The sequence below is a fragment of the Paracoccus lichenicola genome (assembly GCF_009708075.1).
Taxonomy (GTDB): Bacteria; Pseudomonadota; Alphaproteobacteria; order Rhodobacterales; family Rhodobacteraceae; genus Paracoccus; species Paracoccus lichenicola.
In genome coordinates, this window is record NZ_WMBT01000007.1 from 20,241 (window position 1) to 45,083 (window position 24,843).

The 24,843-nt window shown below is 70.3% G+C and carries 26 protein-coding genes; 18 read left to right on the top strand and 8 right to left on the bottom strand.

Translation table 11 applies throughout. From position 1 onward, the window contains the following. Positions 1-131: 131 nt before the first annotated feature. From GIY56_RS12080 to GIY56_RS12140, 13 genes are all read left to right on the top strand, one after another. Entirely contained in the window at positions 132-1,247 is a 1,116-nt protein-coding gene (locus GIY56_RS12080; RefSeq protein ID WP_154765110.1) for an NAD-dependent epimerase/dehydratase family protein, read from the top strand. Continuing rightward, entirely contained in the window at positions 1,244-2,332 is a 1,089-nt protein-coding gene (locus tag GIY56_RS12085; protein ID WP_154765111.1) for an SDR family NAD(P)-dependent oxidoreductase, read from the top strand. The genes GIY56_RS12080 and GIY56_RS12085 overlap by 4 nt, the downstream gene beginning before the upstream one ends. 11 nt (positions 2,333-2,343) lie before the next feature. Further along, positions 2,344-3,390 carry a glycosyltransferase gene (locus tag GIY56_RS12090; protein ID WP_230312469.1) on the top strand — a complete coding sequence of 349 codons (1,047 nt, stop codon included), beginning with the start codon at positions 2,344-2,346 and terminating at the stop codon, positions 3,388-3,390. Next, the gene (locus GIY56_RS12095) at positions 3,387-4,493 is read left to right on the top strand and encodes a CgeB family protein (protein ID WP_154765112.1); all 1,107 of its coding nucleotides are present in this window, start codon (positions 3,387-3,389) and stop codon (positions 4,491-4,493) included. Before GIY56_RS12090 ends, GIY56_RS12095 begins: the two co-directional genes overlap by 4 nt. Continuing rightward, positions 4,490-5,572, top strand: a complete 1,083-nt coding sequence (locus GIY56_RS19005) for a CgeB family protein (protein WP_154765113.1) — start codon at positions 4,490-4,492, stop codon at positions 5,570-5,572. The genes GIY56_RS12095 and GIY56_RS19005 overlap by 4 nt, the downstream gene beginning before the upstream one ends. Further along, positions 5,569-6,654, top strand: a complete 1,086-nt coding sequence (locus tag GIY56_RS12105; RefSeq protein ID WP_154765114.1) for a CgeB family protein — start codon at positions 5,569-5,571, stop codon at positions 6,652-6,654. Before GIY56_RS19005 ends, GIY56_RS12105 begins: the two co-directional genes overlap by 4 nt. Before the next feature lie 5 nt (positions 6,655-6,659). After that, entirely contained in the window at positions 6,660-7,697 is a 1,038-nt protein-coding gene (locus GIY56_RS12110) for a UDP-glucuronic acid decarboxylase family protein (RefSeq protein WP_154765115.1), read from the top strand. A 5-nt stretch (positions 7,698-7,702) separates the two neighbouring features. Beyond that, positions 7,703-8,584 (top strand): glycosyltransferase family protein, encoded by an 882-nt coding sequence (locus GIY56_RS12115; protein WP_230312470.1) that lies wholly within the window; start codon positions 7,703-7,705, stop codon positions 8,582-8,584. Further along, on the top strand, positions 8,581-8,991 hold the full coding sequence (locus GIY56_RS12120) for a DUF6165 family protein (protein WP_154765116.1): 411 nt from the start codon (positions 8,581-8,583) through the stop codon (positions 8,989-8,991). Before GIY56_RS12115 ends, GIY56_RS12120 begins: the two co-directional genes overlap by 4 nt. 124 nt (positions 8,992-9,115) lie before the next feature. Continuing rightward, positions 9,116-10,168, top strand: a complete 1,053-nt coding sequence (nadA, locus tag GIY56_RS12125; RefSeq protein WP_154765117.1) for a quinolinate synthase NadA — start codon at positions 9,116-9,118, stop codon at positions 10,166-10,168. A gap of 4 nt (positions 10,169-10,172) precedes the next feature. Then, the gene (locus GIY56_RS12130) at positions 10,173-11,714 is read left to right on the top strand and encodes an L-aspartate oxidase (RefSeq protein ID WP_154765118.1); all 1,542 of its coding nucleotides are present in this window, start codon (positions 10,173-10,175) and stop codon (positions 11,712-11,714) included. Continuing rightward, a complete protein-coding gene (gene nadC / locus GIY56_RS12135) occupies positions 11,711-12,556 on the top strand; it encodes a carboxylating nicotinate-nucleotide diphosphorylase (RefSeq protein WP_154765119.1) in 846 nt (281 codons plus the stop codon). The genes GIY56_RS12130 and nadC overlap by 4 nt, the downstream gene beginning before the upstream one ends. Positions 12,557-12,841: 285 nt before the next feature. Then, on the top strand, positions 12,842-13,033 hold the full coding sequence (locus GIY56_RS12140; RefSeq protein WP_154765120.1) for a hypothetical protein: 192 nt from the start codon (positions 12,842-12,844) through the stop codon (positions 13,031-13,033). Between the two features lie 14 nt (positions 13,034-13,047). Here GIY56_RS12140 and GIY56_RS12145 read toward each other — a convergent pair whose 3' ends face one another. The 3 genes from GIY56_RS12145 to GIY56_RS12155 are packed head-to-tail and all read right to left on the bottom strand — an operon-like array spanning position 13,048 to position 15,422. After that, complete coding sequence (locus GIY56_RS12145) at positions 13,048-14,391, bottom strand: sensor histidine kinase (protein ID WP_328288534.1); 1,344 nt, start codon at positions 14,389-14,391, stop codon at positions 13,048-13,050. Next, positions 14,388-15,047 carry a response regulator transcription factor gene (locus GIY56_RS12150; protein WP_154765220.1) on the bottom strand — a complete coding sequence of 220 codons (660 nt, stop codon included), beginning with the start codon at positions 15,045-15,047 and terminating at the stop codon, positions 14,388-14,390. The genes GIY56_RS12145 and GIY56_RS12150 overlap by 4 nt, the downstream gene beginning before the upstream one ends. 24 nt (positions 15,048-15,071) lie before the next feature. After that, on the bottom strand, positions 15,072-15,422 hold the full coding sequence (locus GIY56_RS12155) for a PepSY domain-containing protein (protein WP_196053615.1): 351 nt from the start codon (positions 15,420-15,422) through the stop codon (positions 15,072-15,074). Between the two features lie 126 nt (positions 15,423-15,548). Between GIY56_RS12155 and GIY56_RS12160 the strand changes: the two genes are divergently transcribed. The 5 genes from GIY56_RS12160 (at position 15,549) to repC (ending at position 20,067) form a co-directional block, all read left to right on the top strand. Continuing rightward, positions 15,549-15,794 (top strand): PepSY domain-containing protein, encoded by a 246-nt coding sequence (locus GIY56_RS12160; protein WP_154765122.1) that lies wholly within the window; start codon positions 15,549-15,551, stop codon positions 15,792-15,794. Positions 15,795-15,822: 28 nt separating this feature from the next. Beyond that, positions 15,823-16,431 carry a calcium-binding protein gene (locus tag GIY56_RS12165; protein WP_154765123.1) on the top strand — a complete coding sequence of 203 codons (609 nt, stop codon included), beginning with the start codon at positions 15,823-15,825 and terminating at the stop codon, positions 16,429-16,431. Positions 16,432-16,664: 233 nt separating this feature from the next. After that, positions 16,665-17,849 carry a plasmid partitioning protein RepA gene (repA, locus tag GIY56_RS12170; RefSeq protein WP_154765221.1) on the top strand — a complete coding sequence of 395 codons (1,185 nt, stop codon included), beginning with the start codon at positions 16,665-16,667 and terminating at the stop codon, positions 17,847-17,849. Beyond that, positions 17,849-18,754 (top strand): plasmid partitioning protein RepB, encoded by a 906-nt coding sequence (repB, locus tag GIY56_RS12175; RefSeq protein ID WP_154765124.1) that lies wholly within the window; start codon positions 17,849-17,851, stop codon positions 18,752-18,754. Before repA ends, repB begins: the two co-directional genes overlap by 1 nt. A gap of 182 nt (positions 18,755-18,936) precedes the next feature. After that, the gene (gene repC, locus GIY56_RS12180; protein WP_154765125.1) at positions 18,937-20,067 is read left to right on the top strand and encodes a plasmid replication protein RepC; all 1,131 of its coding nucleotides are present in this window, start codon (positions 18,937-18,939) and stop codon (positions 20,065-20,067) included. Between the two features lie 307 nt (positions 20,068-20,374). Here the strand turns inward: repC and GIY56_RS12185 are convergent, their stop codons facing one another. Genes GIY56_RS12185 through GIY56_RS12205 form a run of 5 tightly spaced genes read right to left on the bottom strand, consistent with a single transcriptional unit; the run spans position 20,375 to position 24,843 of the window. Beyond that, positions 20,375-21,271: an FAD:protein FMN transferase gene (locus GIY56_RS12185; RefSeq protein ID WP_154765126.1), complete on the bottom strand. Its 897-nt coding sequence runs from the start codon at positions 21,269-21,271 to the stop codon at positions 20,375-20,377. Positions 21,272-21,274: 3 nt separating this feature from the next. Next, positions 21,275-21,838: a nitrous oxide reductase accessory protein NosL gene (locus GIY56_RS12190; protein WP_154765127.1), complete on the bottom strand. Its 564-nt coding sequence runs from the start codon at positions 21,836-21,838 to the stop codon at positions 21,275-21,277. Next, the gene (locus GIY56_RS12195) at positions 21,835-22,656 is read right to left on the bottom strand and encodes an ABC transporter permease (protein ID WP_154765128.1); all 822 of its coding nucleotides are present in this window, start codon (positions 22,654-22,656) and stop codon (positions 21,835-21,837) included. The genes GIY56_RS12190 and GIY56_RS12195 overlap by 4 nt, the downstream gene beginning before the upstream one ends. Next, complete coding sequence (locus tag GIY56_RS12200) at positions 22,653-23,549, bottom strand: ABC transporter ATP-binding protein (RefSeq protein ID WP_154765129.1); 897 nt, start codon at positions 23,547-23,549, stop codon at positions 22,653-22,655. Before GIY56_RS12200 ends, GIY56_RS12195 begins: the two co-directional genes overlap by 4 nt. Beyond that, on the bottom strand, positions 23,515-24,843 hold the full coding sequence (locus GIY56_RS12205) for a nitrous oxide reductase family maturation protein NosD (protein WP_154765130.1): 1,329 nt from the start codon (positions 24,841-24,843) through the stop codon (positions 23,515-23,517). Before GIY56_RS12205 ends, GIY56_RS12200 begins: the two co-directional genes overlap by 35 nt.

Below are 24,843 nucleotides of genomic sequence, written 5' to 3' on the forward strand. Positions count from 1 at the left end.
CAGCCCGGACAGGCTGCGGCCCTGTCAAGCAACAAAGATGATGATGATGAGGGAACAAAACTTGCATGGGCGCTTTTACATCACAACACTGATACCGTTGCAAATTCTGAAACAACAGAACGGGGGACAGATTGGAAAAGGTTCTGATCACGGGCGGCGCGGGCTTCATCGGACGCTTCGTCACCGACGAATTGCTGCGGCGCGGCCATCAGGTCCGCGTGCTGGACGCGCTGATCCCGCAGGTCCACGGGGACGGCGCGGGCCGCCCCGACGCGCTGAACGCCGAGGCCGAGTTCATCCACGGCGACGTGCGCGACGGGGACGCCGTGACCCGCGCGCTGCAAGGCGTGGACAGCGTGATCCACCTGGCCGCCGAGGTCGGCGTGGGCCAGTCGATGTACGAGGTCGAACGCTACACATCCACGAACGACGTGGGCACCGCCGTCCTGTTCGAGAAGCTGATCGACAACCCCGTGCGCCGGGTCGTCACGGCATCGTCCATGTCGATCTATGGCGAGGGGCTGTATCGCGACGCGGACGGCGGAACGGTGGAAGACGCCGAGCGCGTGGGCATCCGCGACGGGCTGAAGCAATGGGATCCGGTCGATGCGCAGGGCCGTCCGCTGACCCCGGTCGCCACGCCGGAATGGAAGCGCCCGAACCTCGCGTCCATCTATGCGCTGAACAAGTTCGTGCAGGAACGCACCACCCACATCATGACCGCCCCCTACGGGATCGAGGGCGTATGCCTGCGCCTGTTCAACGTCTTTGGTCCCGGTCAGGCGCTGTCCAATCCCTATACCGGGGTGCTGGCGATCTTCGCCTCGCGCTATCTGAACGGCCAGGCGCCGATGATCTTCGAGGATGGCGAGCAGCGGCGCGATTTCGTCCACGTGTCCGACGTGGCCCGCGCCTTTGCCGAGGCGCTGTCGCTGCCCCAGGCGGCGGGCGGGACGTTCAACATCGGGTCCGGCCACGACCGGTCCGTGACCGAGGTCGCGCAGGAACTGGGCCGCGCCATGGGCCGCAATGCGCTGGAGCCGCAGATCGTCGGCAAGGCCCGCATCGGCGACATCCGCCATTGCTTCTGCGACACCACGCTTGCGGCGGAAACGCTGGGCTTCCGCGCCGACACCGATTTCCGCGAAGGGTTGGCGGAACTGGCCGAATGGGTGGCCAGCCAGACCGCCGTGGACCGCGTGGAACAGGCGCGGGCGGAACTGGACAAGCGCGGGCTGGTGGCATGACGGGGCGAACCGACGCAACCGCCGATCCGCGCCCGGTGCTGGTCACGGGGGGCGCGGGCTTCATCGGCTCGAACCTCGCCGACCGGCTGGCGGCGGACGGGCACCGGGTCATCGTCTATGACGCGCTGAGCCGCCCGGGGGTGGAACGCAACCTGTCCTGGCTGCAAGCGCGCCATGGCGACCGGATCACCCACATCCACGCCGACATCCGCGACGCCGCCCGCATGACAACGGCGGCGCAACAGGCGAAGGTGGTCTTTCACCTCGCCGCCCAGGTCGCCGTGACCACCAGCATGGTCGAGCCGGTCGAGGACATGACGATCAACCTGATCGGCACGATGAACCTGCTCGAGGCGCTCCGCGCCAAGGCCGACAACACGCCGCTGATCTTCGCGTCCACGAATAAAGTTTACGGCGACCTGGCCGATCTCGACTTCGCGCTGGAAGGCGAGGCCTATCGCCCGACCGACGCCCAGGTCTGCGCCCACGGGATCGGAGAAGCCCGCCCGCTGGATTTCCACACCCCCTACGGCTGTTCCAAGGGCGCGGCGGACCAGTATGTGCTGGATTATGCCCGCAGCTTCGGCGTGCCGACCTGCGTGCTGCGCATGTCCTGCATCTACGGCCAGCGCCAGATGGGGACCGAGGATCAGGGGTGGGTCGCCCATTTCCTGATCCGCGCGCTGAAAGGCCAGGGCATCACGCTTTACGGCGACGGCTGCCAGGTCCGCGACATCCTGGACGTGTCGAACGCGGTCGAGGCCTATCTGGCCGCCTGGGCGCGGATCGAGCAGGTGTCGGGCCGGGTCTTCAACCTGGGCGGCGGTCCTGCGAACGCGGTCAGCCTGCGGCAGTTGCTGGACTTCGTGGGCCGGATCCTCGACCGCCCGGTAGAGATCGCCTATTCCGACTGGCGCGCGGGCGACCAGCGGTATTTCGTGGCCGATACCCGCGCGGCGGAACAGGCCCTGGACCTGTCGCCCAAGGTCGATTGGCAGGACGGCGTGACCCGGCTGGCGCAATGGCTGGCGGCCGAGGGCGGGATCAACCTGCCCATCGGCCAGCCGCTGGCGAAATCCGCATGATGCGGGTGCTGATGACCACCGACGCCGTCGGCGGCGTCTGGCAATACGCGCTGGAACTGGCCGCCGCGCTGGAGGCCGAGGTGGTGCTGGCCGTGCTTGGTCCCGCGCCCGACGCCGACCAGCGGGCGGCGGCGCAGGCGGCGGGCGTGCGGCTGGTGGACACCGGCCTGCCGCTGGATTGGCTGAGCGATAGCCCCGCCCCGGTGCTGGCGGCGGGTGAAGCGGTGGCACGGCTGGCGCGCGACATGGGCGCGGATCTGGTGCATCTGAACGCGCCCGCGCTGGCCGTGGCGCGTTATGACATGCCGGTCGTCGCGGTGAACCACGGCTGCCTGGGCACCTGGTGGGACGCGGCGCGCGGCGGGGCGGTGGACCCCGCGCTGGCTTGGCTGCCCGACCTGGTGGGCCAGGGCCTGCGCGCGGCGGATCGCGTGGTGGCCCCCACCCGCGCCTATGCCGAGGCCGTGGCCCGCCGCTATGGCCTGCCCGTCACGCCGCTGGCGGTCCACAACGGCCGGACGCCGATGCCCCTGCCCGATGCGCAGCCCTTCCATGGCGCGCTGACGATCGGGCGGCTGTGGGACGAGGCCAAGGACACCGCCACGCTGGATGCCGCCGCCGCCCTGCTGGACGCGCCCCTTGTCGCCATCGGCGCCACCCGCGCGCCCCATGGCGCGACGGTCGCGCCCGCGCATCTGCAAGCCACCGGGCCGCTGCCACCCGAAATCATCGCCCATTGGCTGGCCCGCCGCCCTGTCTTCGTCAGCGCCGCCCGGTTCGAGCCGTTCGGCCTGGCCGTGCTGGAAGCAGCCCAGGCCGGCTGCCCGCTGGTGCTGTCGGACATTCCGACCTTCCGCGAACTGTGGGAAGGCGCGGCCCGTTTCGTCGCCCCCGGCGATGCGCAGGGCTTTGCCGATGCCATCGCCGCCGCCCTGGCCGATCCCGCGCCCGGCGAGGCCGCCCGCCAGCGCGCCGCCCTTTATACCCCCGCCGCGATGGCCGCCCGGATGGCCGGGATCCATCGCGACGCGCTTTCGACACGGACCCAAGCCGCATGAAGATCGTCTATTTCACCCATTCGCTGCAAAGCTGCTGGAACCACGGCAACGCCCATTTCCTGCGCGGCGTGCTGCGGGAACTGGCCGCAGCGGGCCACCATGTCCGCGCCCTGGAACCGCAGGGCGCCTGGAGCCTGGAAAACCTGCTGCGCGACCATGGCGAGGCGGGGCTGGAGCCGTTCCGCCGGAACTATCCCGACCTGTCGGTCAAAACCTACGACCCCGCCGCCGATCCGGTGGATCTCGCGGGCGATGCCGACCTGGTGATCGTCCACGAATGGAACGACCCGGCGCTGGCCGCGACCCTGGGCCGGGCGCGCAAGGGGGCCGCGCGTTTCAAACTGCTGTTCCACGACACCCACCACCGCGCCGTCAGCGACCCCGAGGCGATCCGTGCCTTCGACCTGTCCGGCTTCGACGGCGTGCTGGCCTTCGGCGAGACGCTGAGCGCGGTGTATCGCCGCTGGGGTTGGGGCGACCGCGTCTGGACCTGGCACGAGGCCGCCGACACCCGCCTGTTCCACCCGCCCGCGCAGGAAGGCGCACGCGACGGCCTCGTCTGGATCGGCAACTGGGGCGACGGCGAACGGACCGAGGAGCTGGAAACCTTCCTGTTCCGCCCGGCGCAACAGGCGGGCCTGCCGCTGGACATCTACGGCGTCCGCTACCCCGCCGAAGCCTTGGCGACGCTGGACCGCTACGGCGTCCGCTATCACGGCTGGGCGCCCAACGCCGCGGCACCGGAGATCTTCGCGCGCCACATGGCGACGGTCCACGTCCCCCGGCGCTTCTATACCACGATGCTGCCCGGCATCCCCACCATCCGCGTCTTCGAGGCGCTGGCCTGCGGCATCCCGCTGGTATCCGCGCCATGGCAGGACAGCGAAACCCTGTTCCGCCCCGGCGACTTCCTGTTCGCCCGCGACGGCGCGGAAATGACCGCCCGCCTGCGCGAGTTGTCGAACGACCCCGCCCTGCGCGCCTCGCTGGCGGCGCACGGGTTGGAAACCATCCGCGCCCGCCACACCTGCGCCCATCGCGCGGGGGAACTGTTGTCCATCGCCGGAACGCTCGGCCTGAACCAAGGAGCCTCTGCGGCATGAAGATCGCATTCTACGGATCCAGCCTGCTGTCGTCCTATTGGAACGGGGCGGCCACCTATTACCGGGGCATCCTGGGGGAACTCGCCAAGCGCGGCTACCAGATCACCTTCTATGAACCCGATGCTTTCGACCGGCAGAAGCACCGCGACATCGACCCGCCCGACTGGTGCCGCTCGGTCGTCTATCCCGCCACCGAAGACGCCATGCGGGGCGTCCTGGCCGAGGCGGGGGATGCCGACATCGTGGTCAAGGCCAACGGCGTCGGCGTCTTCGACCGGGAACTGCTGGAGGGCGTCATCGCGCAGGCCCGGCCCGGCGCGCTGAAGATCTTCTGGGACGTGGACGCCGCCGCCACCCTGGACGAGATGCGCGCCGACCCCGGCCATCCCGTGCGGCAGGCGCTGCCGGGTCTCGACATGGTGCTGACCTATGGCGGCGGTCCCCCGGTGGTGGACGCCTATCGCGGCTTTGGCGCGAAGCTGTGCGAGCCGGTCTACAACGCGCTGGACCCCGCCACGCACCACCCCGCGCCTGCGGACCCACGCTTCGCATCCGACCTGGCCTTCCTGGGCAACCGCCTGCCCGACCGAGAGGCGCGGGTCGAGGAGTTCTTCCTGAAGCCCGCCGCGATGCTGGCAAACCGCAGCTTCCTGATCGGCGGCAATGGCTGGGACAGCAAGCCCATGCCCGCCAACGTCCGCCACCTGGGCCATGTCTATACGCATGAACACAATGCCTTCAACTGCACGCCCCTGGCGGTGCTGAACGTCGCCCGGGACAGCATGGCCCATGTGGGCTTTTCCCCCGCCACCCGCGTCTTCGAGGCGGCGGGCGCGGCCGCCTGCCTCATCACCGACGCGTGGGAGGGGATCGAGCAGTTCCTGACCCCCGACCGCGAGGTTCTGGTCGCCCGCGACGGACAGGACGTGGCCGATCATCTGGCGGCGCTGACGCCGGAACGGGCGCGCGAAATCGGCCAGGCCGCGCTGGCGCGGGTCAAGGCGGAACACACCTATGCCCTGCGCGGCGCGCAGGTGGACGCGCTGCTGCGTGCGCAGGCCAGGGGGATGGCGGCATGAAGCTGGTCGTCCTGGGCCTGTCGCTGTCGTCGTCCTGGGGCAATGGCCATGCCACCACCTTCCGCGCGCTGCTGAAATCCTTTGCCCGGCGCGGGCACGAGGTCCTGTTTTTGGAACGCGACGTGCCCTGGTATGCCAGCCAGCGGGATCTCATCGACCCCGACTGGTGCCGGTTGGAACTCTATGCCGACCTGCCCGCGCTGGACCGCTGGCGGGATCAGATCGCGGGGGCGGATGCGGTGATCGTCGGCAGCTATGTCCCCGAAGGGGTCGAGGTCGCGCGCCGGGTGCAGTCCTGGGCGCGGGGCGTCACCGGTTTCTACGACATCGACACGCCGGTGACGCTGGCCAAGCTGGAACGGGGCGATTTCGAATATCTCTCGCCCGCCGTCATCCCCGGCTTCGACGTTTACCTGTCCTTCACCGGCGGCCCGACGCTGCGCCATATCGAAAGCCGCTATCGCTCGCCCATGGCGCGGGCGCTGTATTGTTCCGTCGATCTGGACCTTTACGGCCCACGCGATGTGCCCGTGCGATGGGATCTGTCCTATCTGGGCACCTACAGCGACGACCGCCAGCCCACGCTGGACCGGCTGCTGCTGGAACCCGCCCGCCAGCGCCCGGATCTGCGCTTCGTCGTGGCCGGGCCGCAATATCCCGCCACCATCGACTGGCCCGCGAACGTCGAACGGATCGAGCATTGCCCGCCCGCCGACCACGCGGCCTTCTATTCCGCCAGCCGCTTCACGCTGAACGTCACGCGCGCCGACATGATCCGGGCGGGCTTCTCGCCATCCGTGCGCCTGTTCGAGGCCGGGGCCTGCGCCACGCCCATCATCTCGGACCGCTGGGACGGGATCGAGACGCTGTTCCGCCCGGGCGCGGAAATCGTGCTGGCAGACGGTGCCGCAGACGTGTTGGCCGCGCTGGACAGCGACGCCGGCGCCATGGGCCGGGCGGCGCGCGCCCGGATCGACGCCGCCCATTCGTCCGACCATCGCGCGACCGAGCTGGAAGCCCATCTGGCCGAGGCCGCGCATCACAAGGCCGGGACCCGTCCCGTCGAAACAGCAGGGGGATAAGCAGCATGAGGAAGCAGACCAACCCGGATCACGGGCCGCGCGGAACCGTGCAGCCGCTGGCGCTGAACGTCGTCGCGGGCGGCGCGGGCTTCATCGGATCGCACCTGTGCCGCGCGCTTCTGGACCGGGGGGATTCGGTCCTCTGCCTCGACACCCTGCAAACGGCGCGCCCCTCGAACCTGCGGGCGCTGGAAGGGCAGCCCCGCTTCCGCTTCATCCGCCACGACATCAGCCAGCCCCTGCCGCCCGAGGTGCTGCGCCTGGCCCCGCGCATCACCCGGGTCTGGAACCTGGCCTGCCCCGCCTCGCCGCCGCATTACCAGCGCGACCCGGAACACACGATGCTGACCAACGTGGTGGGCACCAACCACCTGCTGCGACTGGCGGAAACGGCCAAGGCGCGCTTCCTGCTGACCTCGACCAGCGAGGTTTACGGCGACCCCGAGATCCACCCCCAGGCCGAGGATTACCGCGGCAACGTCAGCTGCACCGGTCCCCGCGCCTGCTATGACGAGGGCAAGCGCGCCGCCGAGGCCCTGGCCTTCGATTACGCCCGCGCGGGCCGGGCGCAGGTGCGGGTCGCGCGCATCTTCAACACCTATGGGCCGAACATGGACCCGAGCGACGGGCGCGTGGTGTCGAACCTGATCTGCCAGGCGCTGCGCGGGGACGAGCTGACCGTCTGTGGCGACGGCAGCCAGACGCGCTCCTTCTGCTATGTCTCGGACATGGTGGCGGGGCTGATGGCGCTGATGGAAGCCGAGATCGACGGAACCGAACCCGTGAACCTGGGCAACCCGGCCGAATTGACGGTGAACGAATTGCTGGGCCATGTCATCGCCCTGACCGGCACCCGCGCGCCCGTGGTCCACCGCCCGCTGCCGGTGGACGACCCGCGCCGCCGCCGCCCCGACATCAGCCGCGCCCGCGCCCTGCTGGACTGGGCGCCCCGGGTCGCGCTAGCCGAGGGGCTGGAGGCGACCTGCGCCTGGTTCGCCGAGGAACTGGCATCTGAGCCCGCCGCCGCCGGAGCCGCCGGTTAGCCGCCATGAGCGACCCCTGGACCTGTGCCATGCGGCGCGGCGATTTCCCGGCGGCCTGGGCCATCGCGGCCCGCGCCATGGCCGCGCGCGACCCCGCGACGCGCGACGATCCCGCCCTGCCCTATCACCTGCGTTGGGTGTGGGACGGGCGGCCCTTCGACGGGCGGGATGTTCTGGTGCGCTGCTATCACGGGCTTGGCGACACGCTGATGTTTTCGCGCTTCCTGCCGCTGCTGGCGGGTCGCGCGGCCCGCGTCACGGTCGAGATGCAGCCGCATCTGCTGCCGCTGTTCCGGGGCTTTCCCGGCATCGACCGGCTGGTCCCCTTCGACGTGGCCCGCCCCCTGCCGCCGCAGGATTGCGACCTGGAGATCATGGAACTGTCCCTGGCCCTGCGCGCCGCCCCCGGGGACGCGCCCCTGCCCGCGCTGCCCGTCGCGCCCGCGCCCCTGCCGCCCGGCACGGTGGCGCTGTGCTGGGGCGCGGGCGATTGGGATGCGGGCCGGTCGGTGCCCCCCGCGATGTTCGCCCCCTTCTGCCAGGGTCCCGCGCTGTCGCTGATGCCGGGACCATGCGCGCTGCCGGTGCTGAACCCGCAGGGATGCCCGCTGGACATCCTGCGGACCGCCGAACTGGTCGCGGGCGCGGCGCTGGTCGTCACGGTAGACACGATGATCGCCCATCTGGCGGGGATGCTGGGCCGTCCCGTGTGGCTGCTGGTCAAGCACGACCCCGACTGGCGCTGGCCGGTCCAGGGCACGCGGACGCCCTGGTATCCGACCATGCGCGTCTGGCGCCAGCCCGCGCCGGGCGATTGGGCCGCCATCATCGACCAAGCCGCCGCCGCGCTGCCCCGCCTGCAGCCTGCCGAAGGGGATGCGCCATGACCCGGGATCCCTGCCCCGCCCCCCTGGCGCCCGTGTCCTGGGGCGAGCTTCTGGACAAGATCACCATCCTGGAGATCAAGGCGGACCGCATCCGTGACCCCGCCGCCCGCGCCAATGTGGGGCGGGAACTTGAGCTTTTGCGCGCCGTCGCGGCCCCGGTCCTGCCGCAGCCGGACCTTGCGCCGCTGGTGGACGGCCTGCGCCGCGTGAACCGCGCGCTGTGGGACATCGAGGACGCCATCCGCGCCCACGAGGCCGCCGCCCAGTTCGACGCGGACTTCATCGCCCTGGCGCGGTCTGTCTATCTGACGAACGACGAACGGGCCGCGCTGAAGCGCCGGATCAACGCCCTGCTGCGGTCCGACCTGGTCGAGGAGAAATGCCACGCCGCAAGCCGGACCCGCTGAGCGGGCGGCAGGCAATTTCCGAAAACCTGCCGAACCCGGTTGCCGCAGCGTCACTGAATCGTTAGGACGCGTCCAGCCATCATCATTCGGGGCCGCGCCACGGGCGCCGCCGGAGGAGCCGATCTTGCTGGACGTGACGACCATCCGCGCCGAGCTGGCGGCGCATTATGACCTGGCGCCCTCGGTCGATCTGGCCCGCGACATGGCCGATGTCCATGCCCGGATGGACCGGGTGATGCCCTTTCCCGACTGGGCCATCGCCGCGCCCTATGTGGCGGCGATCAACCGGCTGAAGGCGGAACGGGGCGCGGTGGTGCTGGCGCACAACTACATGACGCCCGACATCTATCACGGCATCGCCGACGTGGTGGGCGACAGCCTGCAACTGGCGATCGAGGCCACGCGGGTCGATGCCGACATCATCGTGCAATGCGGCGTGCATTTCATGGCCGAGACCTCGAAGATCCTCAACCCCGCCAAGACCGTGCTGATGCCCGACATGGAGGCGGGCTGTTCCCTGGCCGAAAGCATCACCGCCGAGGGGGTGGCCGCGATGCGCGCGCAATACCCCGGCGCGGCGGTGGTCAGCTATGTCAACACCACCGCGGCGGTGAAGGCCGCGTCCGACATCTGCTGCACCTCGTCCAACGCGGCGCAGATCGTGGCGGCGATGCCGGGCGACACGGTCATCATGACGCCCGACAAGTGGCTGGCCCAGAACGTCGCGGCCCAGGTGCCGCACAAGCGCATCGTCTGGTGGGACGGGGCCTGCATCGTCCACGAACGCTTCACGCCCGGGGATCTGCGCGACTTCCGGGGCTGGTATCCGGGGCTGAAGATCATCGCCCATCCCGAATGTCCCCCCGACGTGGTGGCCGAGGCCGATTTCGCAGGCTCGACCGCGCATATCATCGACTGGGTGGGCCGCGAACGGCCTTCGCAGGCCATGCTGGTCACGGAATGTTCCATGGCCGCGAACATCGCGGACGCCCACCCCGAGGTGGAGTTCCTGGGACCATGCAACATGTGCCCCCACATGAAGAAGATCACGCTGGAAAAGGTGCTGTGGTCGCTGCATTCCATGACCGGCCAGGTCGAGGTGGACCCAAGCGTCGCCGCCCCCGCGCGGCGGGCGGTGCAGCGGATGATCGACCTGTCGCGGCAACTGGCGGCCTGACGCGATGATCCGCACCGACCGCGTGGTGATCGTCGGCGCGGGGCTGGCCGCGCTTTATGCGGCGCTGGTGCTGGCGCCGCGCCCGGTGCTGATGATCTCGCCCGATCCCTTGGGCCAGGGGGCCAGTTCGGCCTGGGCGCAGGGCGGCGTGGCGGCGGCGATGGATCCCGCAGACAGCGCCGCGGCTCATGCCGCAGACACGCTGCGGGCGGGCGCGGGCACGGTCGATCCCGCCGTGGCCCGAATGGTCACGGCCGAGGCGCGCGACCACATCCTGACCCTGACGACGCTGGGCACGCCCTTCGACCGGGACGCGGTCGGCGGCTATGTCCTGTCGCGGGAAGCCGCGCACGGCATGGCCCGCGTGGTGCGCGTCCGGGGCGACCAGGCGGGGGCCGAGATCATGCGCGCGCTGGTGGCCGCCGTGCGGGCCGCGCCCTCGGTCCAGGTGGCGGAAGGCTGGGTGGCGACAGGGCTTTTGACGCGCGGCGACCGGGTGACGGGGGTCCGGCTGGCGCTGGCATCGGGGTCGGTTCCGGTGACGCTGGCGGCCCCGGCGGTGCTGGTGGCGGGCGGGGGTTCGGGCGGGCTGTATGCCGTCACGACCAACCCGCCGCGCATCCGGGGCGAGGGGATCGGCATGGCCGCCCGCGCCGGCGCGGTGATCGCGGATGCGGAATTCGTGCAGTTCCACCCGACCGCCATCGCCTGCGGCGCCGACCCCGCGCCCCTGGCGACCGAGGCGCTGCGGGGCGAGGGCGCGCGGCTGGTCGATGCCGAAGGCCACCGCTTCATGGCCGCGCTGCACCCCGATGCGGATCTTGCCCCGCGCGACATCGTGGCGCGCGGCGTTTATGCCGAAACGCGGGCGGGCCGCAGCCCCGCGCTGGATTGCCGCGCGCTTGGCGCCCGCATCGCGGCGGACTTTCCCGCCGTGGCGGCGGCCTGCGCGCGGGCCGGGATCGACCCGGCGCGCCAGCCGATCCCGGTGGCGGCGGCGGCGCATTACCACATGGGCGGCATCGCCACCGACACCGACGGGCGCAGCAGCCTGCCCGGTCTCTGGGCCTGCGGCGAGGCGGCCTCGACCGGGTTGCACGGGGCGAACCGGCTGGCGTCGAACGGGCTGCTGGAGGCGCTGGTCTTTGCCCGCCGCGCGGCCCTGTCGATCGGGCGCGACGGCCCGCCTGCCGCCCCGGTGGCCTTGCCCCGCCCGGTCCCCGCGCCGCCCCCCGACCCCGCGCTGGTCGCGCAGTTGCGCCGGGCCATGACCGCGGGCGCGGGCGTGCTGCGCGACGCCGGGGGGCTGACGGACACCCTGCGCATCATCGCCGCCGTTGAATCCGCGCAGCCCGATTGCCCCCGGCTTGCCAACATGACGGCCACCGCCACGCTGATCTGCGCCGCCGCCCTTGCCCGGCGCGAAAGCCGGGGCGCGCATTGCCGCACCGATTTCCCCGACGCGCTGCCGGTGGCCCGCCGCAGCCGCATGACCCTGGCAGAGGCCCTGGCCCTGCGCCCCGCCCCCCAGCCGGAGCCGACATGACCCCGCCCCTGCCCGACCTGATCCTGGAACCCCTGGTCCGCGCCGCCCTGCTGGAGGATCTGGGCGCGAACGGCGACATCACCACCCGCACGGTGATCCCGCCGGGCACGCGCATGGAGGCCGCCATCCGCGCGCGCGACGGCGGCACGGCATCCGGGATGCAGCTTGCCGCCCTGGCCTTCCGCCTGATCGACCCCGCCCTGCGGCTGGAGGTGCTGGTTTCCGACGGTTCCGCCTTCGCCCCCGGCGACACGCTGGCCCGGATCTCCGGGGACGCGGGCGCGATCCTGTCGGCGGAACGCGTGGCGCTGAACCTTGCGGGCCGCCTGTCGGGCATCGCCACCCTGACGGCCGCCTTCGTGGCCGAGACGCGCGGGACCAAAACCCGCATCACCTGCACCCGCAAGACCACGCCCGGCCTGCGGCTGGTCGAAAAGCAGGCGGTGCTGCATGGCGGCGGCTTCAACCACCGGGTATCCCTGTCGGACGCGATCCTGATCAAGGACAACCACATCGCCGCGGCAGGCGGCATCCGCCCGGTCCTGCAAGCCGTCAAGGCCCGCGCATCCCACATGATGCGGGTCGAGATCGAGGTGGACCGCCTGGACCAGCTGGCCGAGGTGCTGGACGAAGGCGGCGCCGACGTGGTGCTGCTGGACAACATGGACTGCGAAACCCTGCGCCAGGCGGTCGCCATGGCGGGGGGGCGCGTGGTGCTGGAGGCCTCGGGCAACATGCGCCTGGCGCGCATCGCCGACGTGGCGGCGACCGGGGTGGATTACATCTCGGTCGGGGCGCTGACCCATTCGGTGCCGGTGCTGGACCTGGGCCTGGATGCGTGACGCGCCGTGCCCCGCGATCACCGGCAAGGTTCCCGCCGTCTGGCCGGCCGGCCGGGCCTGACCCCCTGCCCGAAAGGACAGCTTTCCCTTGACGTAAAGAGCAGACATAAGGGGACCACCAGCCGGGCGGCGCGGTTATATGTCCTTTTTGCGAGTGTGCGCCGCCCGGCTGGCTGTCCCCTTTCCCGCCATCCATCCCCGAAACGATCCACAGAAATTGTGGACAACCGCGCCGTTATGGCCGAAGTCTTTCGGCGGATGCCAGCTTCGGAAAGGTCAGGAACCGTGGACGAATATTGCCTGTGCTTGCGCGACAATCCGCATTTCCGGCTGACCCGGGACGGCCAGGGCTTTGACGCCCATGCCGAGCCGATGGTCTTCGCGACCTATGACGAGGCTTATGACTATACGCTGCGGCACAACACCAGCCCGCAGCTGGAAGGCGTGTCGGTCGAGATCGTCAAGTCGGACGCCTAAGGGGGGATGCGCCGCTAGGCCAGGGCGGGCAGGGTCAGTTCGGCCTCGAACCCCGGGTCGAGGTTGCGCAGGCGCAGCGTGCCGCCGACGGCGCCCGCGATGTCGGCGGCGATGGCCAGGCCCAGGCCGGTGCCGCCGTCGCGTTCGTCAAGGCGCAACCCGCGCCCCGGCAGCAGGTCCAGCAGCCCCGGCGCGGCGCCCGGACCGTCGTCGCGCACCCGGATCACCGCCTGGTCCCCCGCCCGGACGCAGGCGACCGCAACGCCCGAGCGGGCATGGCGGACGGCGTTCTCGGCCAGGGCGCCCAGGGCCTCGGCCAGATCGGCGCGGTCCAGCCGGACCCGGATGCCCGCCGCGCCCTCGACCTCGATGCGCAGCGCCTCGCCGCGGGGCGTGCGGCGCAGGACGGCGGCCACGGACCGGGCGACATCAAGGGCGTCGCAGCAGGCGCGGGCCGCGTCGCTGGCCAGCCGCGCCCGGGCCAGTTCGCGGTCCACATGGGCGTGCATGGTCCGGGCGATCTCCTCGATGCCCGCGGCCGCGTCGGGGGATCCCTGGTCCCGCAGCCGCGCCGCCTCGCCCATCAGGGCCTGCAGCGGCGTCTTCAGCCCGTGCGCCAGGTCGCCCGCGCGCAGCCGCGCCCGCTCGACCTCGGCCTGCCGGTTTTCCAGAAGGGCGTCGATCTGCCGGGCCAGCGGCAGGACCTCGGCGGGGACCTCGGCGCCGATCCGGCGTTCGCGGTCCCGGCCCAGGGCCGCCACGCGATGCTCGATGGCGGACAGGGGGCGCAGGGCCACGCTGACGGCGACGGCCAGGGTCGTCACCAGCGCCAGGCCCAGAAGCGCAAGATAGGGGGCAAGATCGCGCAGGAAACCGGCGCGCGCCCGGTCCAGGTCGGCCCGGTCCATGGTGACGGCGATGCGCAGCGGCAGGTCGCCCCCGGGCGTGGCCACGGTGATGCGGCGCACCAGCGCCAGCAGCGGCTGATCCAGCGGTCCCGTCAGCTCGCCCTGCCATGTCTCGCCCGTGGCGGGGGGCAGGACCAGCACGTGATCCCACAGGGAACGGGACCGCAGCCGGGCGCCGGGGGCCTCGATCTGCCAGTAATGGCCGGAAAAGGGCCGCCGGTACAGCGGATCGCGCGGCGGCGCGGGCATGACAAGCGCGCCATCCGCGCCGATCTCGGCGGCCGAGGCCAGGTGTTCCAGGCGGTCCGACAATTCGCCCGCCGCCACCCGTTCCACATGCCGGTCGAACAGCAGGGCCAGGCCCCCGGCGGCCAGCAAAAGCGCCAGCGCCACGCTGAACGCCCCCGTCACCAGCAGGCGCAGCCGGATGGATCCGCGCCGCGCCCTCACCCGCCTGCCAGCAGATAGCCGAAGCCGCGCCGCGTCTCGATCACGCCCGGTCCCAGCTTGCGGCGCAGCCGCGCCACCAGGGCCTCCAGGGCGTTCTGCTCGCGCCCGTCGTCGTCGCCGTGCAGATGCTCCAGCAGTTCATGGGGCGGCACGGGGCGGTCGCGGTTCAGCGCCAGATAGGCCAGGCAGCGGAATTCCAGCGGCGTCAGCGCGACGGGGCGGCCGTGCAGCGTGGCCGTCTGGCGCGTCAGGTCCAAGGCCAGCGCGCCCGCCACCTCGACCGGCGCGGCGCGACCCGCGGCGCGGCGCACCAGGGCGCGGACGCGGGCCGCCAGCTCTTCGGGGCGGAAGGGCTTGGGCAGGTAATCGTCGGCACCCGCGTCGATGCCCTCGACCCGCTCGATCCAGGTGCCGCGCGCGCTGAGGATCAGGACCGGGGTGGTCACGCCCTCGGCCCGCCAGCGTTTCAGGACCGCCAGCCCGTCCATTTTCGGCAGGCCCAGGTCCAGCACGATGGCCCCGTAATCCTCGGTGCCGCCCTTGAACCAGGCGGTTTCGCCGTCGGTGGCCAGGTCGCTGCGAAAGCCCAGGGCGTCCAGGGTGGCCGTCAGGTCGGCGGCGATGCGGGGGTCGTCCTCGACGATCAGGACGCGCATGGGCAGGACGCGCATGGGGTGCCTTCAGTCATCGTCCTCGGGGTCCTCGTCGCTGACCTCGGTGATCTCGCCCGTGCGGGCGTCCATGTCCACCTCGATCAGCCGTCCTTCGGGGGTCAGCATCTCGAATTCGTATTCCTCGATGCGCCCGGCGGGATCAAGGTCGATCTCGATGTCCAGCACCTCGCCGGGATGGGCGGCCAGAAGGCGCGGCATCAGCGCGGACAAGGGCAGGATCTCGCCGCGCGCCACCGCCGCCAGCGCCAGGTCGCTGTCGGCGTCGATCTCGGAGGCGTCGCGCGCGGGCCGGTCCTGCGCCCAGGGGGCCGGACCGGACGCGATCAGCAGGACAAGGGCGAGGATCGGGATGCGCATGGGGTCCATCCTGGCGCAAGCCGCCTGACAATTGCCTGACAAGGCCGGTCAGCGCCGCATCAGGCGGGATGTGCGACAAGTGATTCGTCCCGGCGGCCCCACGGCAGCCCAGCAAAGGAGCGACGCATGAAGCCACTGATCCCCGTTCTTGTCCTGGCCCTCGGTCCCGTCGGCCCTGCCCTGGCGCAGGACGCGGCGCGGCCCTTGTCGGCGATCATCGCGGACCTTGAGGCGCAGGGCTATCGCATCGCCGACATCGACGTGGACCGCGCGTCCATCGACGTGGACGCCACGGCGCCGGACGGACGGCGCGTGGATCTGCGCGTCGATTCCGGCTCGGGGGCGATCCTTGCCGAAACCCGCGACGACTGACACCGAAACCTGACGAAAGGATGAAGACATGCCCATTTTCCGTGGCACCAACGGCATCAACACCCTGAACGGATCCGGCCTGGCGGACCGGCTGTTCGGCCTGGGCGGCAACGACCTGCTGTATGGCCGGGCCGGCAACGACGATCTTGAAGGCGGCGACGGCAACGACCGCCTGTGGGGCGGCATCGGCCATGACGAGCTGGAAGGCGGCAGCGGCAACGACTGGCTGTACGGCGAATCCGGCAACGACGAGCTTGAAGGGGGCCGTGGCAACGACCGCCTGTGGGGCGGCATCGGCAACGACGACCTCGAGGGCGGCACGGGCAACGACGTGCTGTCGGGCGGCGAGGGCCGCGATCACCTGGAAGGCGGGGCGGGCAACGACATCCTGGCCGGCGGCCTGGGGGCCGACGTGTTCGAGTTCGAACGGGGCGACGGCCGCGACCGCATCACCGATTTCCAGAACGGCATCGACCGCATCGAGCTGGACGACTTCGGCAGCGCCCAGGTGCGCCAGATCATCGCGGGCGCCCGGCAGGACGGCGCCGACCTGGTGCTGACCCTGTCGCCGGGCACCACGGTGGTGCTGGAGGATTTCCAGAAGGCCGACCTGGGCTTTTCGGATTTCAGCTTCTAGGAACGCCGATCAGGGCGGAAAGGCGGCTGCGCCTTTCCTTGCCGGGCAGGGACCATGCAGGGTCCCTGCCCTTTTCGTTGCGCGTGGCCCGCCGCCAAGGAAAAGGCCGCCGGAAAAGACCCTTGCCAGAATCGCAAAACACCACAATAAATTACGCAGGAAACTGAATATGACGGCTTGAAGCGTAACCACGCCAGGGCCGACCGGCACGAGAGGATGGCAGCATGGGCATTATGCAGCCGAAGACACGCATCGACAAGCTGGTGGGCGCCCATGCCGCGGCCTTGTCCGAGCGGCTCCATGCGCATCGCGAACAGCTTTTTCCCCCCGACGCCCGGCGGGAACTGCGCAAGTTCACCTCGGGCGAGGTGGCGGACCTGCTGGGCGTGAAGGACGCCTATCTGCGCAAGCTGGACCTGGAGGGCAAGGGTCCCTCGCCCGAGACGCGGGCCGGGGGGCGGCGCTATTACACGCCCGCCGACATCCAGGCGCTGCGCGAAGTCCTTGAAAAGGGGACGAAAACGCCCGGCACCTATCTGCCGGGGCGGCGCGGGCAGGATCATCTTCAGGTCATCACGGTGATCAATTTCAAGGGCGGCTCGGGCAAGACCACCACCGCCGCCCATCTGGCGCAGAAGCTGGCGCTGGACGGATACCGGGTGCTGGCCATCGACCTCGATCCGCAGGCCAGCCTGTCGGCCCTGCACGGGGTGCAGCCCGAACTGGACCTGCCCGATGGCGGGACCATCTATGATTCGATCCGGTATGACGATCCGGTGCCGCTGCGCAGCGTGATCCAGCACACCTATTTCACAAATCTCGACCTGATTCCCGGCAACCTGGACCTGATGGAATTCGAACACGCAACACCCATGGCGTTGCGCGAACGGTCGGGCAACTATTTCTTTACCAGGATCGGCGATGTTCTGGCCGAGGTCGAGGACGACTACGACGTGATCGTGATCGACTGTCCGCCGCAGCTGGGATTCCTGACCATGTCCGCCCTGTCGGCGGCGACTGCCATTCTTGTCACCGTGCATCCGCAGATGCTGGACGTGATGTCGATGTGCCAGTTCCTGCTGATGACATCGAACCTGCTGGCGGTCGTCGCCGATGCCGGGGGCAACATGGACTATGACTGGATGCGCTATGTCGTGACGCGCTATGAACCCGGCGACGGGCCGCAGAACCAGATGGTCAGCTTCATGCGGTCCATGTTCGGCGACCATGTCCTGAACCACCCGGTGCTGAAATCCACCGCCATCTCGGACGCGGGGATCACCAAGCAGACGCTGTACGAGGTCGAAAAGTCCCAGTTCACGCGCGCCACCTATGAACGCGCGATGGAAAGCCTGAATGCCGTCAACGGCGAGATCGAGGGGCTGATACAGGCGGCCTGGGGCCGCAAGGGGGTGTGATGGCACGCAAGGATCTGCTCAAGAACCTGATGGCGGCGCCGCCGGGCGACGAACCCCGCCCCCCCCTGCCCCGGTCCGAGCGCGGCGCCATCGGCGCGGTGTCCAAATCCATCAGCGAGCTGAAGAACCGCGCCATCATCGAGGTTCCGGCCGACCTGATCGACCATGCGGGCCTGGACGACCGGCTGGACGAGGACCCCCAGGGGATCGAGGCGCTGATGGCCTCGATCAAGGATTACGGCCAGCAGGTGCCGGTGCTGCTGCGCCATTCGCCCAACGCCGAGGGGCGCTATGACGTGGTCTTCGGCCGCCGCCGGGTCGCGGCGATGCGCAGGCTGGGCCTGCCGGTCAAGGCGATGGTCCGCAGCCTGAACGACCGCGAGCTGGTGGTGGCGCAGGGCCAGGAAAACTCGGCCCGCAAGGACCTGAGCTTCATCGAGAAGGCCAACTTTGCCCGGCAGATGGTCGCGGCGGGCTATGAACGCAGGTTGATCTGCGATGCGCTGTCGATCGACAAGACGGTGATCTCGCGCATGTTGTCGGTGATCGACGCGCTGCCGGACGCGCTGATCCGGGCGATCGGCGCCGCCCCCTCGGCGGGCCGGGACCGCTGGCTGGCCCTGGCGCAAAAGGCCGAGGGGCGCAAGGTCGAGGATCTGGTGCCCCTGGCGCAGGGCGCCGACTCGGACGCGCGCTTCGCGGCCGTCCTGGCGGCGGTCAGCGCCCCCCCTGCGCGTCCGGCGTCCCGGCCCTTGCTGGCCGCCGACGGCAGGACACTGGGCCAGGTCCGCCGGGGCAGGACGAAAACGGTGATCGAGCTTGAGGCCGGGGACCCCGCCTTTGCGGACTGGCTGGCCGATCACATGGCAGAGGTTCACCGTGATTGGCTGAAAAGCCGCCAGTGACGGGCGTTCAACACCGAAACCAACCAAGGAGGCACAGGACGGCAAAAGAAAAGCCCCCCAGGACATGACATCCCAAAGGGCCGTTCTCTCGATCTAGCACCTCGAAGATAGCGGCTAAAGTTGACAGCTGTCAACACCGTCGGTTCCGGCGAAGGCAATTCCTTTGCCTTGTGAGATCACGAATGAGGCATATTTCCACGACGCCGTCCGGGCGGCGGTCGCCTGCGGCTGGCCTGCTGGCCGGCCAAGCCCTGGCGGCGGGCACCGTTTCGGTCCCTGCCGGCACCGACAAATGGACGATCCTGCAAGACCTGACCGAAGGGCGCGAAGCCTTTGGCCTGACGGACCGCAACCTGTCGGTGCTGTCGGCGCTGCTGTCCTTTCATCCGGCGCGCGACCTGGCGGACGGCGCCCTGACGGTGTTTCCGTCGAATTCCAGCCTGTCCGCCCGGCTGCACGGAATGCCGGAAAGCACGCTGCGGCGCCACCTTGCGGCCCTGGTAGAGGCAGGATTGATCCGCCGCCAGGACAGTCCGAACGGCAAGCGATACGCGACCCGCGACGGGCGGGGCCGGATTGACCGGGTGTTCGGCTTCGACCTTGGCCCGCTGCTGCGTCGGGTGGCCGAGATCCGGGAGGCGGCGGAGGCCGCCCGCGAGACGGCGCGCCTGATGCGCCGGGCGCGGCAAACCGTGGTCCTGCTGCTGCGCGACATCGCCAGCCGGCCCGGCATGGACCAGCCCCCCGCCGAAGCGACCGCGCCCCGCCACGCCAGATTGGCCGAGCTGCGGCTGCGGCTGCGGCGCAAGCTGGGGCTTGCGGACCTGTCCGCCCTGGAAGCGGCCCTGCGGCAGGTGCTGGCCGAAACCGGCGCGGCCGAGGAAAGATCGCCCGGAATGAGCGGCAATGACGCCCGAAATGAGCGGCACCAACATAATGCAGACTCTGATCATCCTGAATCTGAATTGGCCATGAAGCAGGAAGACGGGGACAAACTGCCGTTGCCCATCGTGCTGAAAGCGGCGCCCGACATCAGCCAATACGCCGCGGAACCGCTGCGCGACTGGAAGGACCTGACCCGCCTGGCAGAGTTCGTGCGCCCGATGATGGGCATCACCGCCGAAACCTGGCTGTCGGCGCGGCAAAGCCTTGGGGACAGGACCGCAAGCATCACGCTGGCCTGCATCCTGCAACGCTTCACCCGGATCCGGAACCCGGGGGCCTATCTGCGCCGACTGTCGCTGACCCCGGATTTTCGCCCGGGACCCATGGTCATGGCGCTTCTGCGCGGCGCCGGGATGGCAAGGGGATGAAGTTGACAGCTGTCAACCGCGCGGCGGGGCAGGGGAGTCGTTGGGAAACACGGCGGGTGGAGACCGCGTGATGCAGGTAGTGGTTGGCGGACTGTTCATGCCTTGGAACAAAAGGGTGCAGGGCAGTCGGATGGGCTGATTGTGTGGGTGTGGTAGTCGATTCGCCTATATGCCCAGGAATTTTGAGCCGATGAACCACATTTCTATCCCGAGGCTCCATCAAAGGCCTATTCCTCATACAGCCCTGCACGCTTTCGTCACGAAAGCCCAGGCGACATGAGCCTGGCCCCACCAAGGCGCGCCTGTTTCAGGCGGGACGCGCGTTCTCCAGCCGGGCCGCGGGGAAGGCGGCGATGAGGGCCTCCAGCGCGGCGCGGTCGGGGGTCAGGCAGGCGGCGGTGGACAGGGCATCGGCCAGCGCCGCGCTTGGGGCCGACACCGACACGGAGGCCCAGGGCGAGGTCGCCGGCCCTCCGGTGCGCGGATCGAGGATATGCCCGTCCCGCCCGCTCGCGTCAAAGCACGTCCCGCGCGGGGCCGAGGTCGCCAGCGCGCGGGACGACAGGGCCACGCGGCCGCCGCCGTCGATGCGCACCGGCCAGGGACGGACGCCCAGGGCGCGCATCTCTCCGGTGTCGATCAGGATGTCGGTCAATCCTTCGGCCTCCAGCAGCGCCGCCACGCGGTCGGCGACATGGCCCTGGCCGATGCCGTTCAGCGTCAGCGCCATGCCGGGGCGCAGGGTGATGGCCTGCGGCGACAGGGCCACGTCGCTCCACCCCCCATGCGCCAGCGCGGCGCGGCGTTCGGCGGGCGTGGGGCGGCAATTCTGCACCGCAGCCTCGGCCCACAGCGCCCACAAGGGTTGCAACGTCACGTCGAAGGCCCCGCCGCTGGCGCGATGCACGGCGCCTGACAGCGACAGGCAGTCCAGCAGCTCGAAAGGGGGCGTGTCCAGCCGGCCCGTGCGGTTCAGCCGCGACAGGGCGCTGTCCGCGCGATACAGCGACAGGATGTCCTCCAGCCGGTCGATCTCGGCCAGGCAGCGGGCGGTGATCGCGGGGGCGTCCGGGTGGTCCAACCGGATCGAGGCGCGCGCGCCAAGCGCCTGGCCGGTCCAGTGGCGGGGCGCGGCCCGAAGCGCGCCGGGCAGGCAGGCGGCGGTGGCCGAGATGGTCAGGAAACGGCGGCGGGTCAGGGGCATGGCTTATCCCTCGGGGCGCGACAAGGCGCGCAGGCGGTTCTCAAAATCGGCGTCCGGGGTGTCGGGCGCGGTCTCCTCGGGCGTCAGGACCAGGTCGTCGGGGATCTCGGACAGGCGCATCACGGTGCCGCCTTCCCGGGCGGCAAAGGCGTCCGCCGCAGCGCGGGTGCCGAAGGGCACGGCCTCGGGCGCGCCCATGCCGCCTTCCCGCGCCGATCCCAGGACGAAGAAGGCGTCGTCCGCGTCGATCCAGTTGCCTCGGCCCGGAACCTCCCACGTGGCCCCATTCGCGGCCATGTCGTTGACTTGCATGGCTAAAATCGGGTGGCTTTGTTCGGGCAGGCGCCCGTAGGCGATGGCGTCGCGGACCTGGCTGAAGAACAGGGGCGTGCCCGGCATCCCCTCCAGATGCACCTGCGCCTTGGGACCGGGATGTTCCAGCAGGTTCATCTGGCAGAAATGGCCCAGCGTCTCGGCGGTCAGTTCGACGGGCGTGATGTCCTGGGCGGCCTCCTGCTTGCAGGCGGCGAGGGTCAGGCACAGGGCCAGGATCAGGATGCGATTCATGGCGTGACCTTTCGGAAGGCGGCGATGGCCAGCGCCAAGGCCAGCAGGGGCCACAGCGCCACCGACAGCGCCGATTGCCACAAGGGGATGGCCGATGCCGCCCCGCCCATGCCGCCCGCGGCGGCGCTGGCCTGGGCGGCGGCCAGGTTGAACAGGCGGAAGGCGTCGGCGGGGTTCGCCAGCAGCGCCACGGGCAGCGCCCGCGTGGTCAGCGCGCCGCCGCCGTCCGACACGATCAGCGCCAGCAGCACCAGGTCGTAAAGCACCACCGCCCCCAGCCACAGCCCGACCGCCAGACCCGCCGCGCCGGACGGACGCCGCGCCAGCGCCGACAGCGCATAGCCCGCGCCCAGGAAGGTCGCGCCCAGCAGCACCGAACTCCAGACCAGCCGGCCAAGCGCGGGCAGGCCTGCCACCGAGGCCGGATCGGCCCAGAAGGCCGCCAGCGCCGCCGCCCCATAGCCCGCAGCGACCGCCAGCGTCAGGATCGCCAGATGCGCCCCCAGCTTGCCCGCGAGGATTTCCGCGCGGCTGACGGGATAGGTCAGCAGCAGGGGCAGGGTGCCGCGCTCGACTTCGCCCGCGACGGCATCGAAGCTCATCAGCAGGGCGATCAGCGGGACCAGATAGACCGCCAGCGAAGTCAGCGAGGCCACGATCACCGACAGCCGGTCGGCGCCGATGTCGCCCGTGGGCGCGGCGCCTGCGGCGGCCAGCACCAGGGCGAAGACCACCATCAGCAGGACGGCGATGGCGACCCAGCGGTTGCGCCCCGCGATGCGGAACTCGACAACGGCGGTGGACCAGATGCGGTTCATTGCCCGTCCCTTTGGCTGAAATGGGAATAGATGTCTTCCAGGCTGGGCGGGATCACCTCGAGATCGGCCACCTGCGGCAGTCCGGTGATCCGCGCCAGCACGGCCAGCTTGTCGCCCTGGGCGCAATCCATGTGCAGCCGCCCGTCGCCATTGGCCCGCGCCATCGGCAGGGCGGCGGCCAGCGCGGCATCTTGCCCCGCAGCCGGGGCCACGCTGATCGCGACGGGCAGGGCGGCGGCGCGGCGCAGATCGGCCAGCGAGCCTTCGGCCATCAGGCGGCCTTTCGACAGGATCAGGATGCGGTCGGTGCGCGCCTCGACCTCGGTCAGGGCGTGCGAGGACAGCAGGATCGCCGTGCCGCCCGCCGCCAACCCGTCCAGCAGGGCATAGAAGTCACGCCGCGATACCGGATCAAGCCCCGAGGTCGGCTCGTCCAGGACCAGCAGGCGCGGCTGGCCGATCAGCGCCTGCGCCAGGCCCACGCGCTGCCGCATCCCCTTGGAATAGGTGCCGATGCGGCGTTTGGCGGCATCCGCCAGCCCCACGCGGGCCAGCAGGTCCAGCGCCTGCGCGGGGCGTTCGCCGCGCAGGGACAGGTAGTGGCGGATCTGCTCCTCGCCCGTCAGGGCCGGGTGGAAGGCCGCGTTTTCGGGCAGATAGGCCACCTGGGCGCGGGCCGCAGCCGAACCGGGGGCCGCGCCGCAGACCGTGACCTGGCCCGCGTCGAAGGGGATCAGGCCCAGGACGATCTTCATCATCGTCGATTTGCCCGCGCCGTTATGGCCCAGAAGCGCCACCCGCTGCCCGGGTTCGACCGACAGGGACACGTCGCGCAATGCCTCGACCCCGGCAAAGCGTTTAGTGAGATGCGAGATCGTCAGGGTCGATGTCATCGTAATTTCCTTTGGCCCAGCGTCCCGCCACCTCGGCCTCCTGGGCCTTGATGTCAGTGGGGACGGGGATGGTCAGGGGGCGCATCAGCGGATGGCTGTCGGTGACGCCGCCGGGCAGGGTGGCGGGAAAGCTCGACTGGCTCCACCGGACCAGCTGCACGGCGGGCGATCCTGTCAGCAGGGCGGCGGCCGGTTGCGACCACAGGATATGGTCGATCAGGTCGTTGGGGCGATAGCTGCCGTCGGCCACCCCGTCGCCGTTCAGGTCATAGGCCGGGTGGTCGGACCAGAAGTTGCCGCGGCCCTCGTGGCTCCATTCCATGAAGCGGGTGCCCACGTATTTCACCTGCTCGCGGTTGGCGATGAAGGCGTTGCCGGTCAGGACGTTCCGTTCGGACCCGGCGGTGAAGTGGATGCCGATGCCACAGTCCTGGAAGCGGTTGTCCCAGATCAGGTTCTTGTGCGCGTTGTAGATGAACAGGCATTTCTTCGTCCCGCCCCGGATCAGGTTGCCCGTCACGTCGGCATTGTTGGCATAGTTCAGCATAAGCCCATGTTCCCGGTCGCCCAGGCTGAGGTTGCGCAGGATCTTGGCCCGGTCGGAGAACATGATGGCGAAGCCCAGGTGGTTGCCGATGCTGATGTTGCCGGACACCTCGGTGTTGCGGGTATACATGAAATGCACGGCAAAGCGCAGGTCGCGCATGATGTTGTTGCGGTAAATGCTGCTGGCGCTGGCATTGGAAAAGATGCCGTCGCGGCCATAGCGGATCACGTTGCCGTCCAGAAGCGTGCCGGGGCTGTTCCAGACATAGATGCCGTTGCCGCGCGCGTTCATGTGCGGATCCTGCCGCCCGGTGATGCGGTTGCGGACCACCTGCGCATCCCGCCCGCCATGCACGTCGATGCCGTGCATGTTGCCGGTCAGGGTCAGCCCCTCGACCCGCGCGCGGTCGGCGCCTTTCAGGATCTTCACGCCCGCGTCCAGATCCTCGTTCTTGCCGCCGGATCCGGTGACGGTGAAGCCGCGCAGGGCCACGTCGGGCGCGGCGACGGTGATGACGGTGCCCTGGTCCCCGCCGTCCACCACGGCCCCTTCCAGGCCGGTGATGGTCAGGGGTTTGTCGATGGCGACGGGGCCGGGATAGACCCCGTCCTTCAGCATCAGCACATCGCCAGGGGCGGCCCCGGCGATGGCTTGCGCCAGGCTGCCCGGTCCCGGCGCGATCTGACGCTCTGCCGCAAGCGCGGGCAAGGCGAACAGCAGGCCAAGGATCAGGGCAAGCCCGCGCAT